This is a genomic window from Pseudomonas sp. BGI-2 (assembly GCF_004310295.1).
Taxonomy (GTDB): Bacteria; Pseudomonadota; Gammaproteobacteria; order Pseudomonadales; family Pseudomonadaceae; genus Aquipseudomonas.
Genome location: NZ_SISB01000059.1, coordinates 1 through 21527, shown reverse-complemented (window position 1 = coordinate 21527; position 21527 = coordinate 1). Strand labels below are relative to the sequence as shown.

General features: G+C 58.4%; 22 protein-coding genes, 1 tRNA gene and 3 pseudogenes. 8 read left to right on the top strand and 18 right to left on the bottom strand.

What is annotated here, in order from left to right; all coding sequences use genetic code 11:
- Window positions 1-55: 55 nt before the first annotated feature.
- From EYC95_RS28005 to EYC95_RS27995, 3 genes and pseudogenes are all read left to right on the top strand, one after another.
- Window positions 56-924: pseudogene (locus EYC95_RS28005) on the top strand (diguanylate cyclase domain-containing protein).
- A 117-nt stretch (window positions 925-1041) separates the two neighbouring features.
- Window positions 1042-1200 (top strand): KGG domain-containing protein, encoded by a 159-nt coding sequence (locus tag EYC95_RS28000; RefSeq protein WP_131063210.1) that lies wholly within the window; start codon window positions 1042-1044, stop codon window positions 1198-1200.
- Between the two features lie 73 nt (window positions 1201-1273).
- Window positions 1274-1777, top strand: coding sequence for a DUF4142 domain-containing protein (locus EYC95_RS27995; RefSeq protein ID WP_131063209.1), 504 nt, complete (start codon window positions 1274-1276; stop codon window positions 1775-1777).
- Window positions 1778-1843: 66 nt separating this feature from the next.
- Here the strand turns inward: EYC95_RS27995 and EYC95_RS27990 are convergent, their stop codons facing one another.
- The 3 genes from EYC95_RS27990 to EYC95_RS27980 form a co-directional block, all read right to left on the bottom strand.
- Window positions 1844-2254, bottom strand: coding sequence for a low affinity iron permease family protein (locus EYC95_RS27990; protein WP_131063208.1), 411 nt, complete (start codon window positions 2252-2254; stop codon window positions 1844-1846).
- 278 nt (window positions 2255-2532) lie between these two features.
- Window positions 2533-3072, bottom strand: a complete 540-nt coding sequence (locus tag EYC95_RS27985) for an AidA/PixA family protein (protein WP_131063219.1) — start codon at window positions 3070-3072, stop codon at window positions 2533-2535.
- Window positions 3073-3196: 124 nt separating this feature from the next.
- The gene (locus EYC95_RS27980; RefSeq protein WP_046046162.1) at window positions 3197-3700 is read right to left on the bottom strand and encodes an inclusion body family protein; all 504 of its coding nucleotides are present in this window, start codon (window positions 3698-3700) and stop codon (window positions 3197-3199) included.
- A 530-nt stretch (window positions 3701-4230) separates the two neighbouring features.
- Here EYC95_RS27980 and tam point away from each other — a divergent pair.
- Window positions 4231-5001 carry a trans-aconitate 2-methyltransferase gene (gene tam / locus EYC95_RS27975; RefSeq protein WP_131063207.1) on the top strand — a complete coding sequence of 257 codons (771 nt, stop codon included), beginning with the start codon at window positions 4231-4233 and terminating at the stop codon, window positions 4999-5001.
- A gap of 261 nt (window positions 5002-5262) precedes the next feature.
- Here tam and EYC95_RS27970 read toward each other — a convergent pair whose 3' ends face one another.
- From EYC95_RS27970 to EYC95_RS27920, 9 genes and pseudogenes are all read right to left on the bottom strand, one after another.
- The gene (locus EYC95_RS27970; RefSeq protein ID WP_131063206.1) at window positions 5263-5991 is read right to left on the bottom strand and encodes a bifunctional 2-polyprenyl-6-hydroxyphenol methylase/3-demethylubiquinol 3-O-methyltransferase UbiG; all 729 of its coding nucleotides are present in this window, start codon (window positions 5989-5991) and stop codon (window positions 5263-5265) included.
- A gap of 425 nt (window positions 5992-6416) precedes the next feature.
- Window positions 6417-6683: pseudogene (locus tag EYC95_RS27960) on the bottom strand (hypothetical protein); the annotation flags it as partial.
- Window positions 6684-7160: 477 nt separating this feature from the next.
- The gene (locus tag EYC95_RS27950; RefSeq protein WP_031318476.1) at window positions 7161-7568 is read right to left on the bottom strand and encodes a type II toxin-antitoxin system HicB family antitoxin; all 408 of its coding nucleotides are present in this window, start codon (window positions 7566-7568) and stop codon (window positions 7161-7163) included.
- Window positions 7569-7604: 36 nt separating this feature from the next.
- Window positions 7605-7784: a type II toxin-antitoxin system HicA family toxin gene (locus EYC95_RS27945; RefSeq protein ID WP_131063204.1), complete on the bottom strand. Its 180-nt coding sequence runs from the start codon at window positions 7782-7784 to the stop codon at window positions 7605-7607.
- Between the two features lie 299 nt (window positions 7785-8083).
- Window positions 8084-8157 (bottom strand) — tRNA-Gly (locus tag EYC95_RS27940).
- A 162-nt stretch (window positions 8158-8319) separates the two neighbouring features.
- On the bottom strand, window positions 8320-9204 hold the full coding sequence (locus EYC95_RS27935) for an alpha/beta fold hydrolase (RefSeq protein WP_131063203.1): 885 nt from the start codon (window positions 9202-9204) through the stop codon (window positions 8320-8322).
- A 312-nt stretch (window positions 9205-9516) separates the two neighbouring features.
- On the bottom strand, window positions 9517-10209 hold the full coding sequence (locus EYC95_RS27930; protein WP_131063202.1) for a pseudouridine synthase: 693 nt from the start codon (window positions 10207-10209) through the stop codon (window positions 9517-9519).
- A 32-nt stretch (window positions 10210-10241) separates the two neighbouring features.
- Window positions 10242-10460 carry a cysteine-rich CWC family protein gene (locus tag EYC95_RS27925; protein ID WP_131063201.1) on the bottom strand — a complete coding sequence of 73 codons (219 nt, stop codon included), beginning with the start codon at window positions 10458-10460 and terminating at the stop codon, window positions 10242-10244.
- A 6-nt stretch (window positions 10461-10466) separates the two neighbouring features.
- Window positions 10467-10694: pseudogene (locus EYC95_RS27920) on the bottom strand (GGDEF domain-containing protein); the annotation flags it as partial.
- 379 nt (window positions 10695-11073) lie between these two features.
- On the opposite strand from EYC95_RS27920, the gene EYC95_RS27915 reads away from it, so the two are divergent.
- The gene (locus tag EYC95_RS27915) at window positions 11074-11559 is read left to right on the top strand and encodes a hypothetical protein (RefSeq protein WP_131063200.1); all 486 of its coding nucleotides are present in this window, start codon (window positions 11074-11076) and stop codon (window positions 11557-11559) included.
- A gap of 64 nt (window positions 11560-11623) precedes the next feature.
- On the opposite strand, the gene EYC95_RS27910 is transcribed toward EYC95_RS27915, so the two are convergent.
- A complete protein-coding gene (locus EYC95_RS27910; RefSeq protein WP_131063199.1) occupies window positions 11624-12736 on the bottom strand; it encodes an enoyl-CoA hydratase/isomerase family protein in 1113 nt (370 codons plus the stop codon).
- Window positions 12737-12868: 132 nt separating this feature from the next.
- On the opposite strand from EYC95_RS27910, the gene ung reads away from it, so the two are divergent.
- Window positions 12869-13561, top strand: a complete 693-nt coding sequence (ung, locus tag EYC95_RS27905) for a uracil-DNA glycosylase (RefSeq protein WP_131063198.1) — start codon at window positions 12869-12871, stop codon at window positions 13559-13561.
- Window positions 13562-13663: 102 nt separating this feature from the next.
- On the opposite strand, the gene EYC95_RS27900 is transcribed toward ung, so the two are convergent.
- From EYC95_RS27900 to EYC95_RS27880, 5 genes are read right to left on the bottom strand one after another with little or no spacing between them, the layout of a single operon-like run.
- On the bottom strand, window positions 13664-14704 hold the full coding sequence (locus tag EYC95_RS27900; RefSeq protein ID WP_131063197.1) for an AbrB family transcriptional regulator: 1041 nt from the start codon (window positions 14702-14704) through the stop codon (window positions 13664-13666).
- Complete coding sequence (locus EYC95_RS27895; protein WP_131063196.1) at window positions 14697-16211, bottom strand: tripartite tricarboxylate transporter permease; 1515 nt, start codon at window positions 16209-16211, stop codon at window positions 14697-14699. Before EYC95_RS27895 ends, EYC95_RS27900 begins: the two co-directional genes overlap by 8 nt.
- Window position 16212: 1 nt before the next feature.
- Entirely contained in the window at window positions 16213-16671 is a 459-nt protein-coding gene (locus EYC95_RS27890) for a tripartite tricarboxylate transporter TctB family protein (protein WP_131063195.1), read from the bottom strand.
- 58 nt (window positions 16672-16729) lie between these two features.
- A complete protein-coding gene (locus tag EYC95_RS27885; RefSeq protein WP_131063194.1) occupies window positions 16730-17707 on the bottom strand; it encodes a tripartite tricarboxylate transporter substrate binding protein in 978 nt (325 codons plus the stop codon).
- A gap of 39 nt (window positions 17708-17746) precedes the next feature.
- Window positions 17747-19039, bottom strand: a complete 1293-nt coding sequence (locus tag EYC95_RS27880; RefSeq protein WP_131063193.1) for an OprD family porin — start codon at window positions 19037-19039, stop codon at window positions 17747-17749.
- A 235-nt stretch (window positions 19040-19274) separates the two neighbouring features.
- On the opposite strand from EYC95_RS27880, the gene EYC95_RS27875 reads away from it, so the two are divergent.
- Both EYC95_RS27875 and EYC95_RS27870 read left to right on the top strand, forming a co-directional pair.
- Window positions 19275-19946 carry a response regulator gene (locus EYC95_RS27875; RefSeq protein ID WP_038358340.1) on the top strand — a complete coding sequence of 224 codons (672 nt, stop codon included), beginning with the start codon at window positions 19275-19277 and terminating at the stop codon, window positions 19944-19946.
- Complete coding sequence (locus tag EYC95_RS27870) at window positions 19939-21327, top strand: sensor histidine kinase (RefSeq protein WP_131063192.1); 1389 nt, start codon at window positions 19939-19941, stop codon at window positions 21325-21327. The genes EYC95_RS27875 and EYC95_RS27870 overlap by 8 nt, the downstream gene beginning before the upstream one ends.
- Window positions 21328-21527: the final 200 nt, after the last annotated feature.

The following is a 21527-nucleotide window of genomic DNA, read 5'->3' as shown; positions in this document are numbered from 1 at the left end:
GATCGGTCAGGGAGGGTTCTTTTTTACTGCATTGTCCGGACACCCTCATCACACCATGGCAACCAGAAATTCCGCGCCGTTGGCGAGCTACATCGATCTCTTGCTGGACGCCGTCTGTGCGGTGGATAAACAAGGTCGCTTCGTATTTGTCAGCGCGGCCTGCGAGCGTATTTTCGGCTACACCCCCAACGAACTGATCGGCCAGCCGATGATCGATCTGGTGCATCCCGCTGACCGGCAGCGCACCCTCGACGCCGCCCGCGAGATCATGGGCGGCCAGCCGAAGCTCAACTTCGAAAACCGCTACCTGCGCAAGGATGGCGCGATGGTGCATATCCTGTGGTCGGCGCGCTGGTCTGAAGTCGATCAGCTGCGCATCGCCGTGGCCCGGGACATCACCGAGCGCAAGCAGGCCGAGTCCAATACGTCTGCGCCCAGGTCGCGACCGCGATCGAGCGCAAGCAATTGCATGCCCGACTGCAACGCATGGCCCTCAAAGACTCGCTGGCGCTGGCCCGGGCGGACTCCGCACGAATGGCGCTGCTGTACGTCGACCTTGACCGCTTCAAGGAAGTCAACGACACCCACGGCCATGCGGTCGGCGACATGCTGTTGCAAGCGGTCGCCAATCGACTCAAGGGCTGCGTGCGCGAGACCGACACGGTGGCGCGCATCGGTGGGGATGAATTCGTGGTGTTGTTGCACAGCATCCACGCCTCGGAAGACGCTGAGCGCGTGGCGGGAAAAATCCGTCGGGTTCTGGCCCAACCCCTGCGCCTGGACGGGCACAGCGTAAACATCCAGCCGAGTATGGGTGTCGCGCATTATCCTGAGCATGGCACCGAAGAAAAGCAGCTGTTCCGGCATGCCGATGAGGCTATGTACGCCGCCAAGCGCCAACATCACCAGCGCCTCGGGGCCTGAAAAATCTGCCACCGTTCGTCGCAGCGATTCCAACTTTTCTAAACCTTTGTGGGGATCGAAATTCAGATTCTATGCGGGCTCCTGCTCGCCGCGATCATCACCAAGAGGTAGAGAATCATGCCTAACTCAAGAAACTCGAACTCGGGAAACTTCACCAACGATCGAACGAAGGCGTCTGAAGCCGGTCGCAAAGGTGGGAAAACTACCACTACGACTGTCGATAAAGAGCCTGTGAAACCCGATATGGGCCGCAAAGGTGGTCAGAAGTCGAAGTAGTCGCAAGGTGGTTTTGATTGAGAGGCGGGGGTGAAAGCTCCCGCTTGAATTTTTTTAGAAGGAGGGCGCGACCATGAGCCGAATGGCCACCCGATTACGCACTGCCAGTTTTGTCACGTTGCTGGGCCTGTTTGCCAACAGTGCCTTCGCCCAGTCGCCCGTCGAATTCATCAACGATGCGTCGGCCAAAGGCATGGCCGACATCGAAGCCAGTCGGCTGGCGCACCAGAAAACCGAATCCAAAGAGGTCAAGGACTACACCATCGCGGTCATCAATGACCGTACGACCGCCAACCAGCATCTGGCGAAGATCGCCAAACAACTGGACTTGCCGGTTGCCCCACGGGAAGAAGTGGTCGACAAGGCAAAAGCCTTGATGCCGGAAGTGAAGGACGGCGCGACTTTTGACCAGGCCTACGCCGCCAGTCAGGTGAAAACCACCCAGGAAGCCATTGAGCAACTTCAGCAAACCGCACAGACCACCGACGTGCCGGAAATCAAAGCCTTCGCCGAAGAAACACTGCCAAAATTGCAAAACCATCTGCAAATGGCCAGGGCGCTTCAAGCGGGTCGATAACACCCCGTTTGAAGACGTTTGTAGCAAACGGCCCGTGATTCACATCACGCGCCGTTTTGTTTGTGCTCAGCACTCATTCAAATCCTGTTTGCGCTTGTTCGAAGCCGTCAGCCCTGCCAGACCATGCACCTCGTTTTCGCCCATGGCGCGGTAGTGTTTACGCAGCGCCTCCAGTTGCTTGAGGTCCAAAGATTCCAGCCCGAGCATGGCGTTCTGCGCCTCTTTGTTCACCCGCAGCAACTCATCGATTTTCAAGTGCAGGATGTCGGTGTCGCGGTTCTGCGTGTTCTGGATCAGGAACACCATCAGGAATGTGACGATGGTGGTTGAGGTGTTGATGATCAGTTGCCAGGTGTCGTTGTAATCAAAAATCGGCCCGCTCATTCCCCATACAGCAATCAGAATCAGAGCCCCCATGAACGTCTTGGGACTGCCGGCCCACAGGGCAAGTTTCTGCGAGATTTTTGCGAATTTCATTGCCGTGTTCCTTATAGGGATGCGCCTGAATTTCAGACAGCGACGGCGTGTTGAAAATTCTACTTAAAAACCCTAATTCTGCGGTGCCCCGATCGTTGCAGCTGGCGAAGCCTGCGTTCGGCTGCGCAGCAGTCGTAAAACCTGAGTGTGCGTTCTTCCTGAAAAGCCGCATTGTTTGATTTCACGACTGCTGCGCATTGACGCCTCGGCTTGGGCGAGTCCATCCAATTACAAAATTGCGTTTCGGCTGACATGAAAGGCAAACCTTGGTGGCCGGTTCAGTCCGTCACCTTCACATCAACCGCCCAACGGAAATACCCCAACGCCTCGCAGTTTCTATCAACCAGCATGAAGCTCAGTGCACACGCCTCGATCCCCGAGGCCAATTGCGTGCAACGCCAATAATGATCATCGGCCGTGTGGCTGCCAGGTACGTTCGGGTTTTCAGCATCGGGTGCAGGCACGCTCAGGTTTTCCTTCACAACCAGTTCAGGCGTCGAAAGTACTCCGGCATCACCTACAGACATCTCGTAAAACACCACACTGTGCTCCGCAAGCAAGCTGACGGTTCTGCCGCGGATACGGAAAGTCGATCCAATGCCAGCGGGTAACGCGATTGAGCTGTCATTTATTGTACTTTGTGGTGTCGGAGATCCGTTGATGGCGAAGATGAAGCCATCTGCAATCGTCGTCGGACTTTTCGGCTCGATACTGGGTTCTGGATAGCGTGAAAGCAGCGATTCAGCATCAACAACCAGCAACACGTTGTTGGCAGTCGCGACACTGGATGAAGGGGATTTGATCGGTTCGGAAGTCATCATGGATTCCTTTCATGATGTTGACGCACAACGGCAGCCGCTTCGGTTCATGCAAGACATCCCGTTCCTGTCGAGGCGGCAACGAACTTGGCAGACCCCTTGTCGCCAAGGGGCCGGACCATCGTCAGTTACGGATGGTAATGAACGGATCCCACGAACAGCAGCCTACGATCTTGCAATCGCGATCCACGATCAGGAAGTGGAAGTGGTAGGTCACGCTGCCGCACGACAGGGTTTCCGAAGACCAGTAATGGTTATCGACTTTCTGGCAGCTCGGCACCGACGGGTTGCTGGTGTTGGGAACGGCAACGCAGGCTGTAGCCTTACGTGGCGTGGGTGTAGAGATCAATTCGTTGCCGACGTTGCCGATGAACTTGTAGAAAATCACTGCCGTCTCGAAGCTCTGCGACAGGCTGGTTTCACGCCAGCGAATCAAGTCGCCTACCTGGGCCTTCAGATTCAGTTCGCCACCGGCCTGGCCACTGACCACGTTGTTCTGATTGGTCACCATGTACACATGATTGACATCGATTAACGTCGGCGAGGCGGGATTTTTGCTGATGTTCGGGTAGTTTTTCAGAATGGTTTCAGTGTCGATTGAAACCAGTACATCCGTGACTCGAGACATAGTAAAACTCCTTGTTCATAGTGAGCGCCTGGCATCTTTCCAGGCACAACAACGCTTGCTTGCCTTGCGGCCGCTGCGAAAACACTACGGGCGGAACCCACCGATAACGGGAGATAAGTTGGCCTTGCTCCCTGCGTGCAAACTGATAAGTCGGGTTCCTTCCGACGGCCGCGATTAGGACTATAGATGCGAAACAGAGGCTGTCAAAATTGATGGGCTGCATGTTCGACGAGCGGTCGGTATAGTTATGACTTCCGATGATTTGGCGATAAAAAACAGCTCATTCAAAACTGCTTTGCTCCACCAACGCCAAGTGATGCCAGTTCAGGCAATAGACAGATATGACCTGTTACAAGATCCGTGGGCCAGGTAGGAGCATGGCTGGAAAGGGGGGCAAGTTTGTTATTTCAACTCGGGGTCAACTGACATCTTTCGCCATAGGTCGGATAGGGCAGGGCGCACCGGTCGGGGTATCGTAGCGAACCGGTTGTGCGCCTCTGGCCACGACATCGCACCGACAGGAGAACGCAATGAGTTGGTCCGCCAAACAATACGTCGCTTTTGAAGATGAACGCACCCGCCCGGCCCGTGACTTGCTCGCGGCGATCCCGCGGGTGGATGCGCGCTCGGCCATCGACATCGGTTGCGGCCCTGGCAATTCGACCGAGTTGCTGGTGGAGCGCTTCACCGATGCCACGGTGCGTGGCCTGGACAGTTCGACCGATATGATCGAGGCCGCCCGCAAACGCTTGCCGCAACTGCAATTCGACACCGCTGACATCGATACCTGGAGCGAAACGGGCCCGTTCGATGTGATTTTCGCCAACGCGGTGTTGCAGTGGGTGCCCGATCACGCGACGTTACTGCCTTCACTGGCCGCTCGACTGACCCCGGGTGGTAGCCTGGCCATTCAGATGCCCGACAATCTCAACGAGCCGTCACATCGCTTGATGCGCGAAGTCGCTGCCGATGGGCCGTGGGCCAGCAAGATGGCGGACGCTGCTGGGCAACGCACGGAAATGGCGAGCGCCAGTGATTATTACTCGATGCTGCGACCGCACTGTGCGCGGGTCGACGTATGGCGCACCACCTACCATCACCCGCTCGCGGGCGGCGCGTCGGGCGTGGTCGAGTGGTTCAAGGGCAGCGGCTTGCGGCCGTTTCTCGAACCGCTGGATGAGGCGGAAAAAGCGCAGTACCTCAAGCAGTACCAAGCCGCTATCGAGCAGGCGTATCCGGCACTGAGCGATGGTTCGGTGCTGCTGCCTTTCCCGCGGTTGTTCATCGTCGCGACTCGCTAGTGCAGAAAGGGACGGATCACGCTGAGCGTTATCTGTCCCTTTGCCTGGCACTCAAGTACTCAAAAATAAACGAAGCAAAGCCGAACAACCCAATCATCGAAATGATCATGATCCCCAACTCTGAATTGTCCATGTTGATCTCTTGGCGATGTGTGAGCTGGCACAATAAAGGATCTGTGGTCAGGCCCAACGCAGCACTACTGCTTCTTTACTGACTTCCCGGAGTCCATACGCAAAAATTACGAAAACCCGGCCAGGTGCTCAGCGCTGAACGCCGACCAGCATCATCATCGGTCGCTCCCGCTCTTCGGCCAGGGCCGGTTGTACCGCCACCTCTGCATCGGTCGGGCCCCATTCGTTGACCTGCTGGATGCTGAAACCTGCGCCAATCAGCGAATTGAGTAAGGTGCCCATAGTGCGGTGCTGCTTGATCACGCCTTCGGCCAGCCAGTGGGTTACGCGCTCGCCTTCCAGTTGATAACTGTCCACTGGCCAGCGCTTGTTCCCTTCGTTATCAATCAGCCAGCCCGGATTGCGCGGGGCCATGAAGATTGGGTGTTCGATGGAGAATACGAAGCGTGAACCAGGTTTAAGTGCCGCATGGATTTTCGCGAACAGTCCTGGGAGATCCTTGATGTAGTGCAGCGCCAAGGAGCTGTATGCCAGATCGAAACCGGCTTCGGGCAGGTCGAGTTGTTCCAGGTCGGCACGGGCGTATTGGATATTGGTTACCGACGTCGTGTTGCGTGCCTGCTCCAGCATTTTTTCCGAGACGTCCAATCCAAGCACGCTATCGGCGCCGTGTTCACTGGCCCAGCGACAGAACCAGCCATAACCGCAACCAAGGTCTACGACCTTCAGGCCTTTCATGGGTGGCAGCATTGCTTTTAACGCGGGCCATTCGGGTGCAGCGTCGAGGCCGCCGATGGAGCGGGCCATTTGGCTGTAGCCCTGAAAAAATTCCGGGTCGTCGTAGATGTTTTGAGTCATGTTCGAGGTGCTCTGTTGAGATCGTTCACGGGCGGCACCTGATGTGCGGCCGATTGGGTTCCCTCGAAAAGTGACGGCGCGTGTTCGTTGATGGCCGCGCAGGGAGAGGGCGGTTGAAGATAGGGGAGATGTTATCGGGTCGAGTCAGGAGGGGGAATGAGTTGTACGTTGGGGATTTGTAAGCTCGATTCAGTTGCAAACCGTCATCCAGAATAATGCGAGGCAGTTCAGCGTGACACGAACCTGTGGCGAGGGAGCTTGCTCCCGTCGAACTACGCAGCAGGCCTTTTTGGGGCCGCTTCGCGACCCAGCGGGAGCAAGCTCCCTCGCCACAGTGACACATCGCTCATGCGATCTCTTTCTGACCAATGTTGGCCGGCCATGACACGCAAAAGGCACCCCGAAAGGCGCCCGGTTTTACGTCCGGACGGTTCTGCGTCCATGCGTCGAGCAATGACGTCCAGCACATCGCAACCGTCGCGCAAGGGCACGCAACAGAGCAACGCAAAGTCGCTGAGGATCACCGAGTCAGACGTGATGTCACCTCGCATCGCGAGGTTTTCAAGAAGCTGCGTCACGGCCCGAATTCTGTAACTGGCGGTGCTGAGCAGTGAATGCAGCGGTTGGGTGGTATTTACGTAGAGCGAGGGAAGGTCGTCGGCGTTGCTGGTTAAAGCCATGTATTCGTTCATGAGTAGAGCTCCATTGGGTTAAGAGGTCTACCACTCAATCGTCGCCAAACGAAAAGGGTGGCAGCTGTACGCAGGTTGGCGAACCGGACAATGGACAACCCGGCAGACCCGAAGGTCTCCCGCGCACAGCTACCAAAAAACAGGCAGCTAAGTGCTTCAAGCGATCCGAAAACTGCTCGGAAGCTTTTGTTCATTGGATCGAGTCGCCAAACCCGAAGCGCCATTTTGGCGCCGGCTCGACTATAGGCCTCGATGCAAATGCACAGCAATGCGCAAGTCTACGGACAATTCCCACCGTAGTGTAGGACCTTGCCTTTTCGAAAATTGGCCACTTTCGTGCCACTAGTAAATGGGTTCTCGACAGCTAATGGCAGGTGTTGACTGATCGTTCAGGATGAAAAATCAGCGGTTCACTAAATCCCACCCACAAAAAACCGGCCACTCACGGCCGGTAGAAACATCACTGCAACAAGGTCATCAGCTTTGCTGCAACACCTTCAATGCTGCTGAAGCCAGAAAGCCCGAACGGCTTTTCTCTTCCGGATGATGCAATACGTACTCATCGATTCGGTTGAGCAAGTATCCGGGCAATGTGATGTTCAGCTTCTGGGCTTTACCCAAATACTTGGTGACATCAATATCCACCACAGCCCAGGTGCAGCCCGCATATTGCGGATTGGCAGCATGCAAGGTGACTTTGTTGGCAGGCGGAATCGGTGAACCGTCCTCTGCCAGAATTTCGAAATGGCCCTCAATGGCTTCGCGAGCCATTGCCATAGCATCATCTAAATCCTCACCGGCTGAGAAGCACCCTGGAATATCCGGTACTTCCACCCCCCAAGCGTGTTCGTTATCGCCCATTGAAATTGCAATTGGATAAAGCATGTTCATTGTCCTCCTGGGACGCCGCGTATGAGATTGTCAGAGCAGCGCCTGTTGCAAGATACTCATGGCCGTTTTTTTGAGCAGATCCTTTTTCGGATGAGGAATTGTTACCAGCCCCGGTTTGATCGGATGCTTAAAGTGATGATGACTGCCCCTGATTCGCACTAGGTACCAGCCATCCGCAACGATTTGGCTTATCAAAAATCGGCTATTCACATCACCTCCCTGTGGTGTGCTTAGGTGGTTACTATACCTACTGAATTTTTATGATCAACACTATAACCACTGAGCCTTCCAGGGCACCGATGGTAAGGTGACAGGAAACGAGTTAGGAGGACGTGAGGAGATAGTTAGGGAGATGGCATCAGGTGAGTCGTTTTCTGTATTGCAGGGTTTTACCATCCACCCTGCGCTCGCGTAGCTCAAAATTCAGACACAAAAAAACCGGCCATCAAGGCCGGTTTTTTCTTTACCTGCATCCCCTGTCAAAAAACAACGTGAGACCGAAATTCGATTGGAGCGGGTGAAGGGAATCGAACCCTCGTTATCAGCTTGGGAAGCTGGAGTAATGCCATTATACGACACCCGCTCAGAGCGGCTGACTTTGTACCAGATGTGCGCGTGGAAATGAAGTTTTTCTTTGCGCGCGATGGCTTTATCGCCGGGTGAAACACATGCAGTGACCGCGTGACGGTCATTCGCGGGCAAGCCTTGCTCCTACAGGGCGAAGCTTGCTCGCGATGACTCTGTTTCAGATGGCCAATGCATGTTGGTCCTGGACGTAGTGGTAACGCGGTCGGCTAGCGTGTTGCGCCGGTTTCAGGAAGCCCAGCAGTGCGTCGCGGCTGTCTCGGCAGGCAGCTTTGTGCTCCATGTCGAGAAAGTGGCCGGTGGCCTGTAAGGTGCTGAAGGTGGCGTTTTGCACGTGGTTGGCGAACAACCGGGCGCCATCGGCGGCGGTGTATTCGTCCCATTCGCCGTTCATGAACAGCACCGGCACGTTGATTTTCTCTGCGGCTTTGAGAAAGCACTGGCGATCGCTGTTGAGCAGGTCGCTGATGTGGAAGTGCATCTGCCCGTATTCATGCTCGGCCAGGCTGCTGACGTGGCGATAGTTGAAGCGCTTGAACAGCGTCGGCAGGTGTTTGCCGATGGTGCTGTTCACCAGGTTGCCGACCCGGTCGCCGTCACGGCTGCCGAGGTAGTCAACACCGCGCTCGAGGTAGTCGAGCATGTGCGCGTTAATCTCCGGGGAGAACGAGCTGATCACGGCCTTTTCGATGCGCCGCGGCTGTTGGGCCAGGGCGACCAGGGTCGCGGCGCCACCCCAGGAAAACGACAGCACGTGTTCGGCGCCGAAGTGGTCGATCAGCTCCAGGAGGATCTGCCCTTCGACTTCCTTGGTCAGCAATTTCTCATGCAGGTTGTGGGCTTTTGACTTGCCCGCGTAGGGCTGGTCGTAGCAGACCACATTGAACTGTGGATGAAGGTTTTTCACGGTTTGTGCGAACGACGCAGTCGTGGCCATCGAGCCGTTGACCAGGATAATGGTCTTCTCTGCGGCGTCTGCGCGATAGAACTCCGTGTAAACCCGATACTGACCCTGTATATCCAGCACAGCGATTTCTGGCCTCATGTCATAAGACTCCAAGCAAGCGGGTATGCGCGCAAATGAGATTGCACGAGCTTTGTGACAGGTAGGCATACGCCTGGAATTTGTAGGCCCATGTCGATCCAATGCAGTCCGGTCGACGGGTATTGTTATTGGCGGGCAGTCTGTCGGTCTGAGGCGGAACCTGAGGGTTCTCTACCGGCAAAAAGTTTCTTAGAAGTATGTTGTGACTCGTCGGTCACATTTCGGCCGACGTCCTGATTCAAGCAGGGGTCACGTGATCGCGCAAGTGTCATTCGTAAATTGTTCGACAACTTCTGCTCAGCGGTACGCTGCTTAGATCAAATGGATCTCTTCGGTGCGTAATGCGCGGTACTCGCCCGGTTTCAGCGCATTGTCGAGCACCAGCGGGCCCATGCTTTCGCGGTGCAGGCGCAGCACCTTGTTGTCGAAATGGCCGAACATCCGCTTCACCTGGTGATATCGACCTTCGACAATGCTCAGCCGCGCCGATTTTGCCCCGAGCAGCACCAACTCGGCAGGTTGGGTGGTGAGATCCTCAAAGGCGAAGTACAGCCCCTCGGTGAACGCGACTGCATACTCCGGGCCGATGTCCTGCTCAGTCTCGACGTAATAAACCTTGGGCAGTTTGGTCTGTGGTTGGGTCAGGCGACGCGACCAGCTGCCATCGTTGGTGATCAGCATCAGACCGGTGGTGTTGAAATCTAGCCGACCGGCGATGTGCAGCTCATCCTTGTCCGGCTCATGGATCAGGTCGAGTACGGTCGGGTGCTCCGGATCACGAGTGGCGCTGACGCAGCCGGCTGGCTTGTGCAGCATGAAGTGACGCACCGGTTTGCCGACTTGCAGCACCTCGTCATCGACCTCGACACGGCTGAACTCGCGTACCTCGGCGTGAGGGTCACTGACGATTGTTCCGTCGATCCTGACGCGTTTTTCCACCAGCAACAGACGTACCTGCTTACGGTTGAAGCGCGGCAGGTTGCTGAGGAAACGGTCAACGCGCATGGCTAGAGGTCGGTGGGAAAGGGTCGCGCATCTTACGTGATCGGCCGGGCGGATGCTTGCAACTGCGCCTCGACCTGAGCGCAGCCGGGGCACAAACAGGAGATGTCGCGCAGGCCGGCCGGCAGCGCTTCGAGCACTGCCGGGTCGATGCTGACGCCGTAGCACCAGCAGGCTCGATCGGCGGTTCGCGGGTCGGCCAGCGTACAGTCGTTGGAGGCGCCGCACGCTGGGCAGAGGTCAGGCTTGCTCATTTAGGGTTATGCATAACTGGAGTGAGGCATTTCCACGCAGGTGCGGTTACGGCCGGCTTGCTTGGCCCGGTACATCGCATGATCAGCCCTCGAGAGCAGCGTGTGCAAGGTGTCATCGGTCTGCAGGGTGGTAACGCCGATGCTCACGGTCAGCTGCAAGGCCTTATCGTTGTAGGCATAACGCTGTTGCTCGACATGCTGACGATTTTTCTCGGCGATCATCAGACCGGTCTTGCAAGTCGAAGCCGCGACGGTTCGGCAACTCGGTCAGGCTGTCGAGGATCGCCTGGGCCCCCAGAAGGCGCGCGCGGATCGGGCAGAGCCTCGGCGAGCTCGACAGCATGAAGGGCCTGGTCATCCAACTGCCCAAACCTCACAGCGGCAGCTACGAATATTCCGTCCGGGGCCAGGGACACCATTACCCATTGGTGCGCAGTTGCACCGTAATGGAACGCAATTTGATGAAAAACCTTTCATCGGCGACCTGTTTCAACTTGTTGCGAGAGCGCACCAGATTTCCAATTCGATGTCTGATCCTTTGACAGTCACCGAATAATTGACTGTCGCCTACCAGCGTCGCTGGTGTGGCTCACTCGCGGTCCAGGAGGCCGCCATGCTCCGTCGAAAAAAGCTCTGCCAAATTCTTCTGATAGCTGTATTGGGATTGTCTCTTGGTGCGTGCGTGCCCTATTCCGATGGAGGAGCCACTTACTACCGTTCCGAGGTTTATACGTCCCCAGCGCCGTATTACTCCGGTGGCAGGTCTTATTACTCCAATGACGGTTATTACACGGCGCCGCGCAGGTATTACTCACCGCCTGCCCGGTATTACCAGCCAACACCGCGGTATTACCACCAGCCGCGGATTTATCAACCGGCTCCGCGCTACTACCAGCCGGCGCCACGAGCCGACTACCGGGCCCATCAGAATCGCGGTTGGGATGGTCATGGCCGTGACGGTTGGGAGGGTCATAGCCGTGGCGGTTGGGACAGTCGTAACCGTGGCGGTGGGAACAAGGACTATCGCGGCGGACGCAACAATCACGGCGGACGGGGCGACCACAACGGTCGCGGCGATGGCCGAGGCAGCCACCGCTAACTGTCCACAAAAGCCCTCCACAAAAAAGCGGCGCATGAAGCGCCGCTTTTTTTGTGCCCGATTTTCAATACACCGATAGATCAGCCAGAGGATGCCGACCTTCCCAGGCCTTTTGGAAATGCGCTTGCACCACCGCATCCGGTACGTTGTTGATGTCCGGCCAATGCCAGCGAGGTTTCTGGTCCTTGTCGATCAACCGCGCACGTACACCTTCGCTGAACTCCGGATGACGGCAGCAGTTGAGGCTCAGGGTGTATTCCATCTGGAAGACTTGCGCCAATGACAGGTGCCGGGCGCGAGTAATCTGCTCCCACACCAGATGAGCGGTCAGGGGCGAACCTTCGCTCATGGTTTTCGCGGCACGGCTGAGGAGCAGATCCGTGTTGTCGCGCAGCTGGCTGATGGCCTTCCAGGCGCAGCGCACGTCACTAACATCCAGCAGCTCATCGATCTGCTGACGTCGTGGCAGCCACTGGGCTTCGGGCATTTGCGCGAGCGCTTCCTGCTGCAAGGCCTTGAGCAGACTGTTGAGCTGCATCGGCGTCTGTTCCTGCCAATTCAATTGCAGCAAACCTTCGATCAGCTCTTCTTGCTGTTCATCGAGCAGGAAACGATCGGCCAGGTCCAGGTCGATCGCATCACGACCGTTCATGTGCGCGCCGGTCAGTCCGAGAAACAAGCCGAGCTTGCCGGGCAGGCGTGACAGGAACCAACTGGCCCCGACGTCCGGGTACAAACCGATACTGATCTCCGGCATCGCCAGTCGGCTGCTTGGCGTGACAATCCGGATGCTCGCCCCTTGCAGCAGCCCCATGCCGCCGCCGAGCACATAGCCATGCCCCCAGCAGATCAGCGGTTTAGGGTACGTGTGCAAATTGAAGTCCAGGCGATATTCCGCCGCAAAGAAGTGCGCGGCCAACGGCGGCACTTCGCCTGGATGGGTGCGACAGGCTTCCACCAGGCTGCGGACTTCACCGCCGGCGCAAAAGGCCTTGGCGCCCTTGCCGCGCAATACTACGCAGACGATTTGCGGCTCTTTGGCCCAGGCCTCCAGTTGATCGCGCAAGGCGTTGATCATTGGCAAGGACAGGGCATTGAGGGACGTTTCGGCATCCAGGCTGGCGATGCCGATGCGTGCGCCGTCGGTGCCGGTGAGTTCTTCGAAGTGCAGATTCATCGTGACCTCGATCGGGAATTTGAGCGTTCAGTATGATCGCTATGCAGGAAAGTGCCGGATCTGCGTCAGATCAATTGACAAGCGTGATGGGCTTTCCTAGGGTTCGCTCCATTGTTTTTGCCGGATGTAACCATGACTGCTGACGACCGTATCAAACTCGAACCGAGCTGGAAGGAAGCACTGCGTGCCGAATTCGACCAGCCCTACATGGCAGAGTTGCGCAACTTCCTGCAAGAAGAGCGCGCGGCAGGCAAGGAAATCTACCCGCCAGGACCGATGATTTTCAATGCGCTCAATTCGACGCCGCTGGATAAGGTCAAAGTCGTCATTCTCGGCCAGGACCCTTACCACGGTCCGGGACAGGCCCACGGCTTGTGCTTCTCGGTGCAACCGGGCGTACCGGCGCCGCCGTCATTGGTGAACATCTATAAAGAGTTGAAACGCGACCTGAACATCGACATCCCGAGTCACGGCTGCCTGCAAAGCTGGGCCGACCAGGGCGTACTGATGATCAACACCACCATGACCGTGGAACGCGCCAACGCCAATGCACACAAGGACAAGGGCTGGCAGTTTTTCACCGATCGAATCATTGAAGTGGTCAGCCAACAGCAACCGCATCTGGTGTTCATGCTGTGGGGCGCCCATGCCCAGAGCAAGCAGAAACTCATCGACGCCACCAAGCACCTGGTGCTGACTTCGGTGCACCCGTCACCGCTGTCCGCCTATCGAGGTTTTCTGGGGTGCGGGCATTTCAGCCGGACCAACAAGTATCTTGAGCAGAATGGCGAAACGCCGATTGAATGGCGGTTGCCGCCGATTTGAAAAGCTTCGCGGGCAAGTCGGATCGCCGCCCGCTCGCTCCTACAGAATCCTCGCACGACCTGTAGGCGCGAGGCTTGCCCGCGAAGGGGACGACTCGGTCTTTCAGACAGAATCCGGCTCGCGATTCCAATACCTGAACAACGGCTCCGCCAGAAACAACACAAACAGCAGCCGCATCACCTGCATCGCCGTCACCAGCGGTACGGACAATTGCAGGGTCTCTGCCGTCAGGCTCATTTCAGCAATGCCGCCGGGCATCATGCCCAACGTCAGCGAACGCAGATCCAGGTGGGTCAATGCGCTCAAGCCCAGCGCCGCCGCTGTGGCGATCAACATGGTCAGCACCGTCCCGACCAAGGTCCTGCCCATGAATGAAGGGGCGCGACGGAAAAACTGCCGATTGAAGTGACAGCCCAATCCGCTGCCGATCAGCCATTGGCCGATCTGGCTGCCACCATTGGGCAAGCCGATGTGCAAATCCCAACCAATGCTCACCGCCGCACTCACCAGCAACGGCCCGAACAGCCACGGGTTGGGTTGACGAAGACGTTCCCAGATCCAGGCCGCCAACGCGCCTGCCGGGAATAGAAGGGCCAGCCACCACCCATTGACGGCGGTTGGATGCAAGATCGGTGCGCCGTAACCCAACAAATATTTGAAGGCCGCCGGCACACAGAGCACCACGACCAACACCCGCAAGCTTTGCCCTGCCGCAACGCGGCTGAGCACCGCGCCATTACGTGCGCCGAGGTTGACCATCTCCCCGGAGCCGCCGGGCATGCTGGAAAAGAACGCGGTGGCGCGATCCTCGCCGGAGCGCCGCATCAACCAGACCCCGACCACGGCGGACAGGCTGGTGATCAACGCACCGAAGAAGATCAGACCGAAGTGGCTCAACACCTGCTCCATCACCACCGGGGTGAAGTGCAGGCCGATGCCGATACCGACGACCCACTGGCCGCACTTGCGGCCGCCAGGGATTTCCGCCAATTGCCAGGGTGTCAGGCAGCGTACCAGGATGATCGCCAGCAACGAGCCGACCATCCACGGCAGTGGCCAGCCAATCTGGCTGGCTAGGTAACCGCCCAACAGACCGACCAGCGGGGTTCCCCACCAGGCTTTGAAGGGTGTTCGATCAGACATCGGCGATAGCGCGCCGGGCTACCGAACGTTTGCGCCAGATTCGCAGGATCGGCACCAGCAGCATCACTGCGATCAACGCCCAGACACCCATGGTGATCCCGCTCGACCAGAGAATCTCCAGTGAACCGTTGGAGATCGACAAGGCTCGGCGCAGGTTCTGTTCCATCAAACCTCCGAGGATGAAGCCCAGTAGAACGGGCGATAACGGAAAGTCCAGCTTGCGCAGAATGTAGCCGAAGATGCCGATGCCAATCATCAGGAACAGATCGAAGGTGGTGGCATGCACCGCGAAAACACCGATGGCGGTAATGATCGCAATCATCGGCACCAGCGCCCAGTTCGGCACGGCGAGGATGCGGGTGAAGATGCGGATCATCGGGATGTTGAGGATCACCAGCATGATGTTGGCGATGAACAACGACGCGATCAGGCCCCAGACGATGTCCGGTTGCTGTTGAAACAGCAGCGGGCCCGGTGTGATGTTGTACAGCGACAGTGCGCCGATCATCACCGCTGTGGTGCCCGAGCCTGGAACGCCAAGGGTCAGCATCGGCACCAGCGCACCGCAGGCTTCGGCACCGATGGCGGTTTCCGGGGCGGCGAGACCACGCTTGTCGCCTTGTCCGAATTTTCCGCTAGGGCCCGCGATACGTTTCTCGGTCATGTAGGCCACGGCACTGGCCAGAGTCGCCCCGGCCCCCGGCAGCACGCCCATGATGAACCCGAGTACACCGCAACGCATGTTCACCCAGAACACCGAAGCCGCTTCCTTGAAGTTGAACATCATGCGACCGGTGGCTTTGAACGCTTCCTGGCCTCGGTGGGTTTTTTCCAGCAGCAAGAGGATTTCGCTGATGGAGAACAGGCCCAGTACCAGCACCACAAACTGAATGCCGTCGGTCAGGTGAATGTTGTCGCCGGTGAAGCGATAGACACCGCTGTTGGCATCGATGCCGACGGTGGACAGGAACAGGCCGATCAACGCCGCAATAAACGTTTTCAGCGGTCGATCGCCGGCCATGCCGCCGAGGCAGACAATCGCGAACACCATCAGTACGAAGTATTCCGCGGGTCCGAAGGCAATCGCCCATTTCGCCAGAATCGGCGCGAAGATCACCATCCCGCAGGTGGCGATGAAGGCGCCGATGAACGAGCTCCAGGCCGACAACGACAGCGCAACGCCCGCCATCCCTTGACGCGCCATTGGGTAGCCGTCGAGGGTGGTCATTACGGTGGAGGCTTCGCCCGGAATGTTCAGCAGAATCGAACTGATCCGGCCGCCGTACTCGCAGCCCAGGTAGACCGCCGCCAGCAGGATCAACGCCGATTCCGGCGGCAGGCCCAGGGCGAAGGCAATCGGGATCAACAACGCGACGCCGTTGATCGGCCCAAGCCCCGGCAGCAGGCCGACGACGGTGCCGATCAGCGTGCCGCAGAGCGCGGTCACCAGGTTGTAAGGGGTCAATGCGACGCCGAAGCCGTGACTCAAATAACCAAGCGTATCCATATCAGTTCTCCAGAACGTCGAGCAGGCCCAGAGGCAGTGGCACGTCCATCACTTTGTCGAACAGCAGGTACAGCCCGACACTCATCAGGCTGATAATCACCACGCTCGGCAACCAGCGCCCGCCGTACAGGCGTGCCATCGGAATGCCAATCAGCAGGCTGCTGAGGATGAAGCCCAAGGGTTCGAACAGGCCGGCGAAGATCAGCAGCAACACCACGCAAAGGCCAATCTTGGTCAGGGTTTCGCGATCCATCGGCGGATCTTCATCGGTGTGTTTGATCGGCGAGGGGCGGTACACCATGTAAACCAGCCCCAAACCCATCAGCCCCAGCATCAAAAGCGGGAAGGCCCGTGGTCCGATCGGTTCGTAGGAAAAAGGCGCCTGGTAGGGCAAGGCCATCAGCACCAGGCTGAGACAGGCCAGCAACAGCACCGAAGCAAAAATGCGTTGTAAGAGCATGGGAAACTCCTGTGCCACGGCCCCGCGAAACGGGACCGTGGCCGCTAGACAGAGGCGATCACTGGATCAGGCCGAACTCTTTGGCCAGCACTTTGTAGTCCGCAACCTGCTTCTTCACGTAGGTGTCCAGCTCCGGGCCGGTCATGGCGAACGGGAAGAGCTCACGTTGATCGCGCAGCTTGGCGAAATCGTCGGATGCCAGCAGTTTGTCGAAGGCGCCTTTCCACCAGGCGTAGTCTTCGTCGCTGACTTTTGGCCCGAGGTAGAAGCCGCGAACCACTGGCCAGACGATGTCGTAGCCTTGCTCTTTGGCGGTCGGAATATCTTTCATTTCCGGTTCGTCCAGACGCTTCTCGGAGAACACCGCCAGCAAGCGCATGTCCCCGCTCTGGATGTGCGGCATGGAGTCGGAGATGTCGGTGCTGCCCACCTGGATGTGGCCGCCGAGCAGGGCAGTGGCGATTTCACCGCCGCCTTCGAGGGCGACGTAACGCAGGTCGCGCGGGTTGATCCCGGCGGCCTTGGCGATCAGCGCGGTCTGCATCCAGTCCTGGCTACCGACGGTGCCGCCGGAGCCGATCACCACTTTGCTCGGGTCTTTCTTCAGTGCCTGGACCAGATCGTCCAGGGACTTGTAAGGTGAGTCGCTTTTCACCGCGATGGCGCCGTAGCTGGTGCCGACGGCGGCCAGCCAGCGAACGTTGGTTTCATCGAAACGACCGAACTTGCCCTGGGCCAGGTTCAGCAGCGAACCGCTGGACCACGCCACCAACGTGCCGGCGTCGGCCGGACGTTGAGCGACTACCGCGTTGTACGCCACCGCGCCGACACCGCCGGGCATGTAGGTCACGCGCATCGGTTTGGTCAGCAGTTTTTCGTTCACCAGCGCGCTTTGCGCCAGTTTGCAGGTCAGGTCGAAACCGCCGCCTGGCGAGGCCGGGGCGATACATTCAGGGCGTTTTGGCTCGGCCATCAGTTGGCCGGCGAACAGCATGCAGCTGGCGGCTAGAGCAACTTTACGCAGTGATAAGTTCATCTTTGTCTCCTTAAGAGTTTTTGTTATGGACGTACTGAATTACCAAAGGGCAACGCTATAGCTCACCAGCAGACGCACTTCATCGGCATCGCGAGCGGAGTAGTTGGAACGGTAGGTGGCATTACGCAGGCGTACGGCAACGTCCTTGAGGGCGCCGCTTTGTACAACATATTTGATCTCGGTGTTGCGCTCCCACTCTTTGCCTTCGTCGCCGTTCTTGAGCTTGATGTTGTCACCGCTGAGGTAACGGCTCATGAAACTGAGGCCGGGAATGCCGAGCCTGGCAAAATCAAAGTCGTAGCGCGCCTGCCAGGAGCGTTCTTCGGCGCCGGCAAAGTCGTTGATCTGCACGAAGTTGACGAGGTACGGATCGCTGCCATCAACGTACGGGAACGCGCTGTCGCCGGACATGTGCTGATAACCGGCGCTGAATTTATGCCCGCTCAGGGCATAGCTCACCAGACCGTTGAGGGATTTGTTGTCGATCTTGCCGCCACGGGCTGCGCCCTGATCGTCGCTGATGGCCAGACGCAGGTCTGTGCCGAAGGTGCCGGGGCCAAATTTTTCCGATGCCACCATGCCGAGGAAGTGCTGGTTATAGACTTCATCGAGTTGTGCAAAGTGGTAACTGCCGGTGATCTTGTCGGTGAACTTGTAGTCCACGCCGCCAAAGTCGAAGTGTTTACCGGCCGCGGTGCCGGCGAAGCGGCTGTTTTTGTTGTTGAGGGCAATGTCCTCGAAATCGGTGCTGTCGCGGTCCTTGGCTTTTTCCAGTCGCCCGCCGGTGAAGGTCAGGTTCTTGATCTCTTTGGAGGTCAACAAGCCGCCTTCAAACGTCTGCGGCAGGATACGCCCGTCGTTGGGCTTGAGGATCGGCAGCTCCGGAATCAGGCTGCCGATTTTCAGTTCCGTGGCCGAGATTTTCACTTTGCCGGTCAGGCCCAGCTTGGAATATTCATCCGCCGCCCGACCGTCATCGTGGGTCGGCAACAGGCCGGTGCCTGTGCGGTCGGGACTCGAATCAAGTTTGACGCCGAGCATGCCCAACGCATCGACACCGAACCCCACGGTGCCGTCGGTGTAACCCGATTGCAGATTGAGCATGAACCCCTGAGCCCATTCGTCCCGCTTCGATTGCTGGGCGCTGGTGCCGTCGCGAAAGTCACGGTTGAAATACATGTTGCGGGTTTCGAGGGTTGCCGTACTGTCTTCGAAAAAGGCAGCCTGGCTCAACGGCGAAAAACCGGCGAAGGCGGCGGCACTGGCAAGGGCGGTGTGGCTGAGGCGAGAGAAACGAACAGGCGGGCGAGCCTGAGTCTGCGTAGACAGCATCGTGAAATACTCCGTTTTATTGTTCTTATTTGGCGAAAACGCTTCGAGGCGTTTTTCGTATCGCTATGTGCGTAGCGACGGCAGTCGAAACTGTCCGTGGCTGGACTCTAACGGGCTAACCTTTCGCTAACCTTTCAGCAGACTTTCGCGGTTTTCAGGCTTCACAGTGGCGGATGCGGCTGTAAACTCCGCGCCAAAGAATGGCGTCGACCATCCCTGAATGAGGTAAAGATCCATGCGTGTCCTGCTCGTCGAAGACCATCTGCAGCTCGCCGAAAGTGTCGCCCAGGCGCTCAAGAGCACCGGGCTGACCGTGGATGTGCTGCACGACGGTGTGGCGGCCGACCTGGCGTTGAGCAGCGAGGAATACGCGGTGGCGATCCTCGATGTGGGCTTGCCACGCATGGATGGTTTTGAAGTGCTGGCGCGCCTGCGGGCCCGGGGCAAAAACCTGCCGGTGCTGATGCTGACCGCTCGCAGCGACGTCAAGGATCGGGTTCACGGGCTCAACCTCGGCGCTGACGATTACCTGGCCAAACCTTTCGAACTGACCGAGCTTGAAGCACGGGTCAAAGCCTTGTTGCGGCGTAGTGTGCTGGGCGGTGAGCGCCAGCAGCGCTGCGGCGTGCTGGCCTATGACCTGGACACTCGGCGCTTCACCCTCGGTGAGGAATTGCTGACCCTGACCTCCCGCGAACAGGCGGTTCTTGAAGCATTGATCGCCCGGCCCGGTCGGGTGATGAGCAAAGAGCAACTGGCCTCCCAAGTGTTTGGCCTGGACGAAGAAGCCAGCCCGGATGCGATCGAAATCTACGTCCACCGCCTGCGCAAGAAACTCGACGGCCAACCGGTCGCCATCGTGACCTTCCGCGGCCTCGGTTATTTGCTGGAAAGCCGCGATGCATAAGCCCAGCAGCCTGCGCTGGCGGTTGTTGTGGAACCTCGCGCTGTTGTTGGTGGTGCTAATGCTGGCCAGCGGTTTGAGCGCGTACTGGAATGGTCGCGAAGCCGCCGACACAGCCTATGACCGGACGCTGCTGGCGTCGGCGCGGACCATCGCCGCCGGCGTGTCTCAGCGCGATGGCAGCCTCAGCGCCGACGTGCCTTACGTGGCCCTCGATACGTTCGCCTACGACAGCGCCGGGCGGATTTTTTACCTGGTCAACGACATCAATCAGAAGCTGATTTCCGGTTACGAAAACCTCCCTCCGCCGCCCCCGGGAACGCCGCGTACCGATGACTACCCGGCGCTGGCGCGTTTCTATAACGCCCAATACCGTGGGCAGAACGTACGCGTGGTGAGCCTGCTCAAACCCGTGAGCGAGCCGAACATGAACGGCATGGCGGAAATCCGCGTGGCGGAAACCGACGAGGCGCGGGTGGCCATGGCCCGCAGTCTGGCGGCGGACACGTTGCTGCGTTTGAGCATGCTGGCGGTCGGTGCGTTGCTGATGGTGTGGTTTGCGGTCAGCGCGGCGTTGCGTCCGCTGGAGCGCTTGCGCACGGCGGTGGAAGAGCGTCAGTCGGATGATTTGCGCCCATTGCCATTGGTGGAAGTGCAGCACGAATTGTGGCCGTTGGTGCGCGCGCTCAATCACTTTACCGAGCGCCTGCGCGGGCAGTTCGAGCGGCAGGCGCAATTCATTGCCGATGCCGCCCATGAACTGCGTACGCCATTGGCGGCGCTCAAGGCGCGACTCGAACTGGGCCTGCGTTCAAACGAGCCGCAAACCTGGCGCAGCACTCTGGAAACCGCTGCACAAGGCACGGATCGCCTGACTCACCTGGCCAATCAATTGCTTTCGCTGGCGCGGGTAGAAAACGGGGCCCGGGCCATTGCCGAGGGCGGTGCGCAGTTGTTGGACCTGAGTCAGTTGGCTCGCGAACTGGGCATGGCCATGGCGCCATTGGCCCACGCGCGCGGCGTAGCCCTGGCGCTGGAGGCGGACGAACCGGTGTGGCTGCGCGGCGAGCCGACGCTGTTGAACGAACTGCTGAGCAATTTGGTGGACAACGCCCTCGCGCACACGCCGCCGGGTGGCAATGTGATTCTGCGGGTCACGGCGCCGGCGGTGCTGGAGGTCGAAGACGACGGACCGGGGATTCCCATTGATGAGCGGGATCGGGTGTTCGAGCGCTTTTACCGGCGCAACCAGCAGGTGGCCGGGTCCGGGCTGGGGTTGGCGATCGTCGGTGAGATTTGTCGTGCGCACCTGGCGCAGATCAGCTTGCACGATGGTGAGAAGGCGGGGTTGAAGGTGCGGGTGAGTTTTATCGCGGGGGAGTAAAGGTGTTTGTACGGGCCTCTTCGCGGGCAAGTCGGATCGCCGCACCGCTCGCTCCTACAGGGGGCGCGCAATACCTGTAGATACTCTGTTCACGGTCAAGCTTTCGCGAGATGTTTTTCGCTAAAAAGCTTGGCCGTATTAAATTCTTCTCCAGAACGCATGCATGCCCATAACCCGGTCAGGTATTTACGCATCACTGC

Coding starts and splice junctions, on each gene's coding strand:
- EYC95_RS28000 (WP_131063210.1), top strand. CDS start 1,042: ATGCCTAACTCAAGAAACTCGAACTCGGGAAACTTCACCAACGATCGA.
- EYC95_RS27995 (WP_131063209.1), top strand. CDS start 1,274: ATGAGCCGAATGGCCACCCGATTACGCACTGCCAGTTTTGTCACGTTG.
- EYC95_RS27990 (WP_131063208.1), bottom strand. CDS start 2,254: ATGAAATTCGCAAAAATCTCGCAGAAACTTGCCCTGTGGGCCGGCAGT.
- EYC95_RS27985 (WP_131063219.1), bottom strand. CDS start 3,072: ATGACTTCCGAACCGATCAAATCCCCTTCATCCAGTGTCGCGACTGCC.
- EYC95_RS27980 (WP_046046162.1), bottom strand. CDS start 3,700: ATGTCTCGAGTCACGGATGTACTGGTTTCAATCGACACTGAAACCATT.
- tam (WP_131063207.1), top strand. CDS start 4,231: ATGAGTTGGTCCGCCAAACAATACGTCGCTTTTGAAGATGAACGCACC.
- EYC95_RS27970 (WP_131063206.1), bottom strand. CDS start 5,991: ATGACTCAAAACATCTACGACGACCCGGAATTTTTTCAGGGCTACAGC.
- EYC95_RS27950 (WP_031318476.1), bottom strand. CDS start 7,568: ATGCTTTATCCAATTGCAATTTCAATGGGCGATAACGAACACGCTTGG.
- EYC95_RS27935 (WP_131063203.1), bottom strand. CDS start 9,204: ATGAGGCCAGAAATCGCTGTGCTGGATATACAGGGTCAGTATCGGGTT.
- EYC95_RS27930 (WP_131063202.1), bottom strand. CDS start 10,209: ATGCGCGTTGACCGTTTCCTCAGCAACCTGCCGCGCTTCAACCGTAAG.
- EYC95_RS27925 (WP_131063201.1), bottom strand. CDS start 10,460: ATGAGCAAGCCTGACCTCTGCCCAGCGTGCGGCGCCTCCAACGACTGT.
- EYC95_RS27915 (WP_131063200.1), top strand. CDS start 11,074: ATGCTCCGTCGAAAAAAGCTCTGCCAAATTCTTCTGATAGCTGTATTG.
- EYC95_RS27910 (WP_131063199.1), bottom strand. CDS start 12,736: ATGAATCTGCACTTCGAAGAACTCACCGGCACCGACGGCGCACGCATC.
- ung (WP_131063198.1), top strand. CDS start 12,869: ATGACTGCTGACGACCGTATCAAACTCGAACCGAGCTGGAAGGAAGCA.
- EYC95_RS27900 (WP_131063197.1), bottom strand. CDS start 14,704: ATGTCTGATCGAACACCCTTCAAAGCCTGGTGGGGAACCCCGCTGGTC.
- EYC95_RS27895 (WP_131063196.1), bottom strand. CDS start 16,211: ATGGATACGCTTGGTTATTTGAGTCACGGCTTCGGCGTCGCATTGACC.
- EYC95_RS27890 (WP_131063195.1), bottom strand. CDS start 16,671: ATGCTCTTACAACGCATTTTTGCTTCGGTGCTGTTGCTGGCCTGTCTC.
- EYC95_RS27885 (WP_131063194.1), bottom strand. CDS start 17,707: ATGAACTTATCACTGCGTAAAGTTGCTCTAGCCGCCAGCTGCATGCTG.
- EYC95_RS27880 (WP_131063193.1), bottom strand. CDS start 19,039: ATGCTGTCTACGCAGACTCAGGCTCGCCCGCCTGTTCGTTTCTCTCGC.
- EYC95_RS27875 (WP_038358340.1), top strand. CDS start 19,275: ATGCGTGTCCTGCTCGTCGAAGACCATCTGCAGCTCGCCGAAAGTGTC.
- EYC95_RS27870 (WP_131063192.1), top strand. CDS start 19,939: ATGCATAAGCCCAGCAGCCTGCGCTGGCGGTTGTTGTGGAACCTCGCG.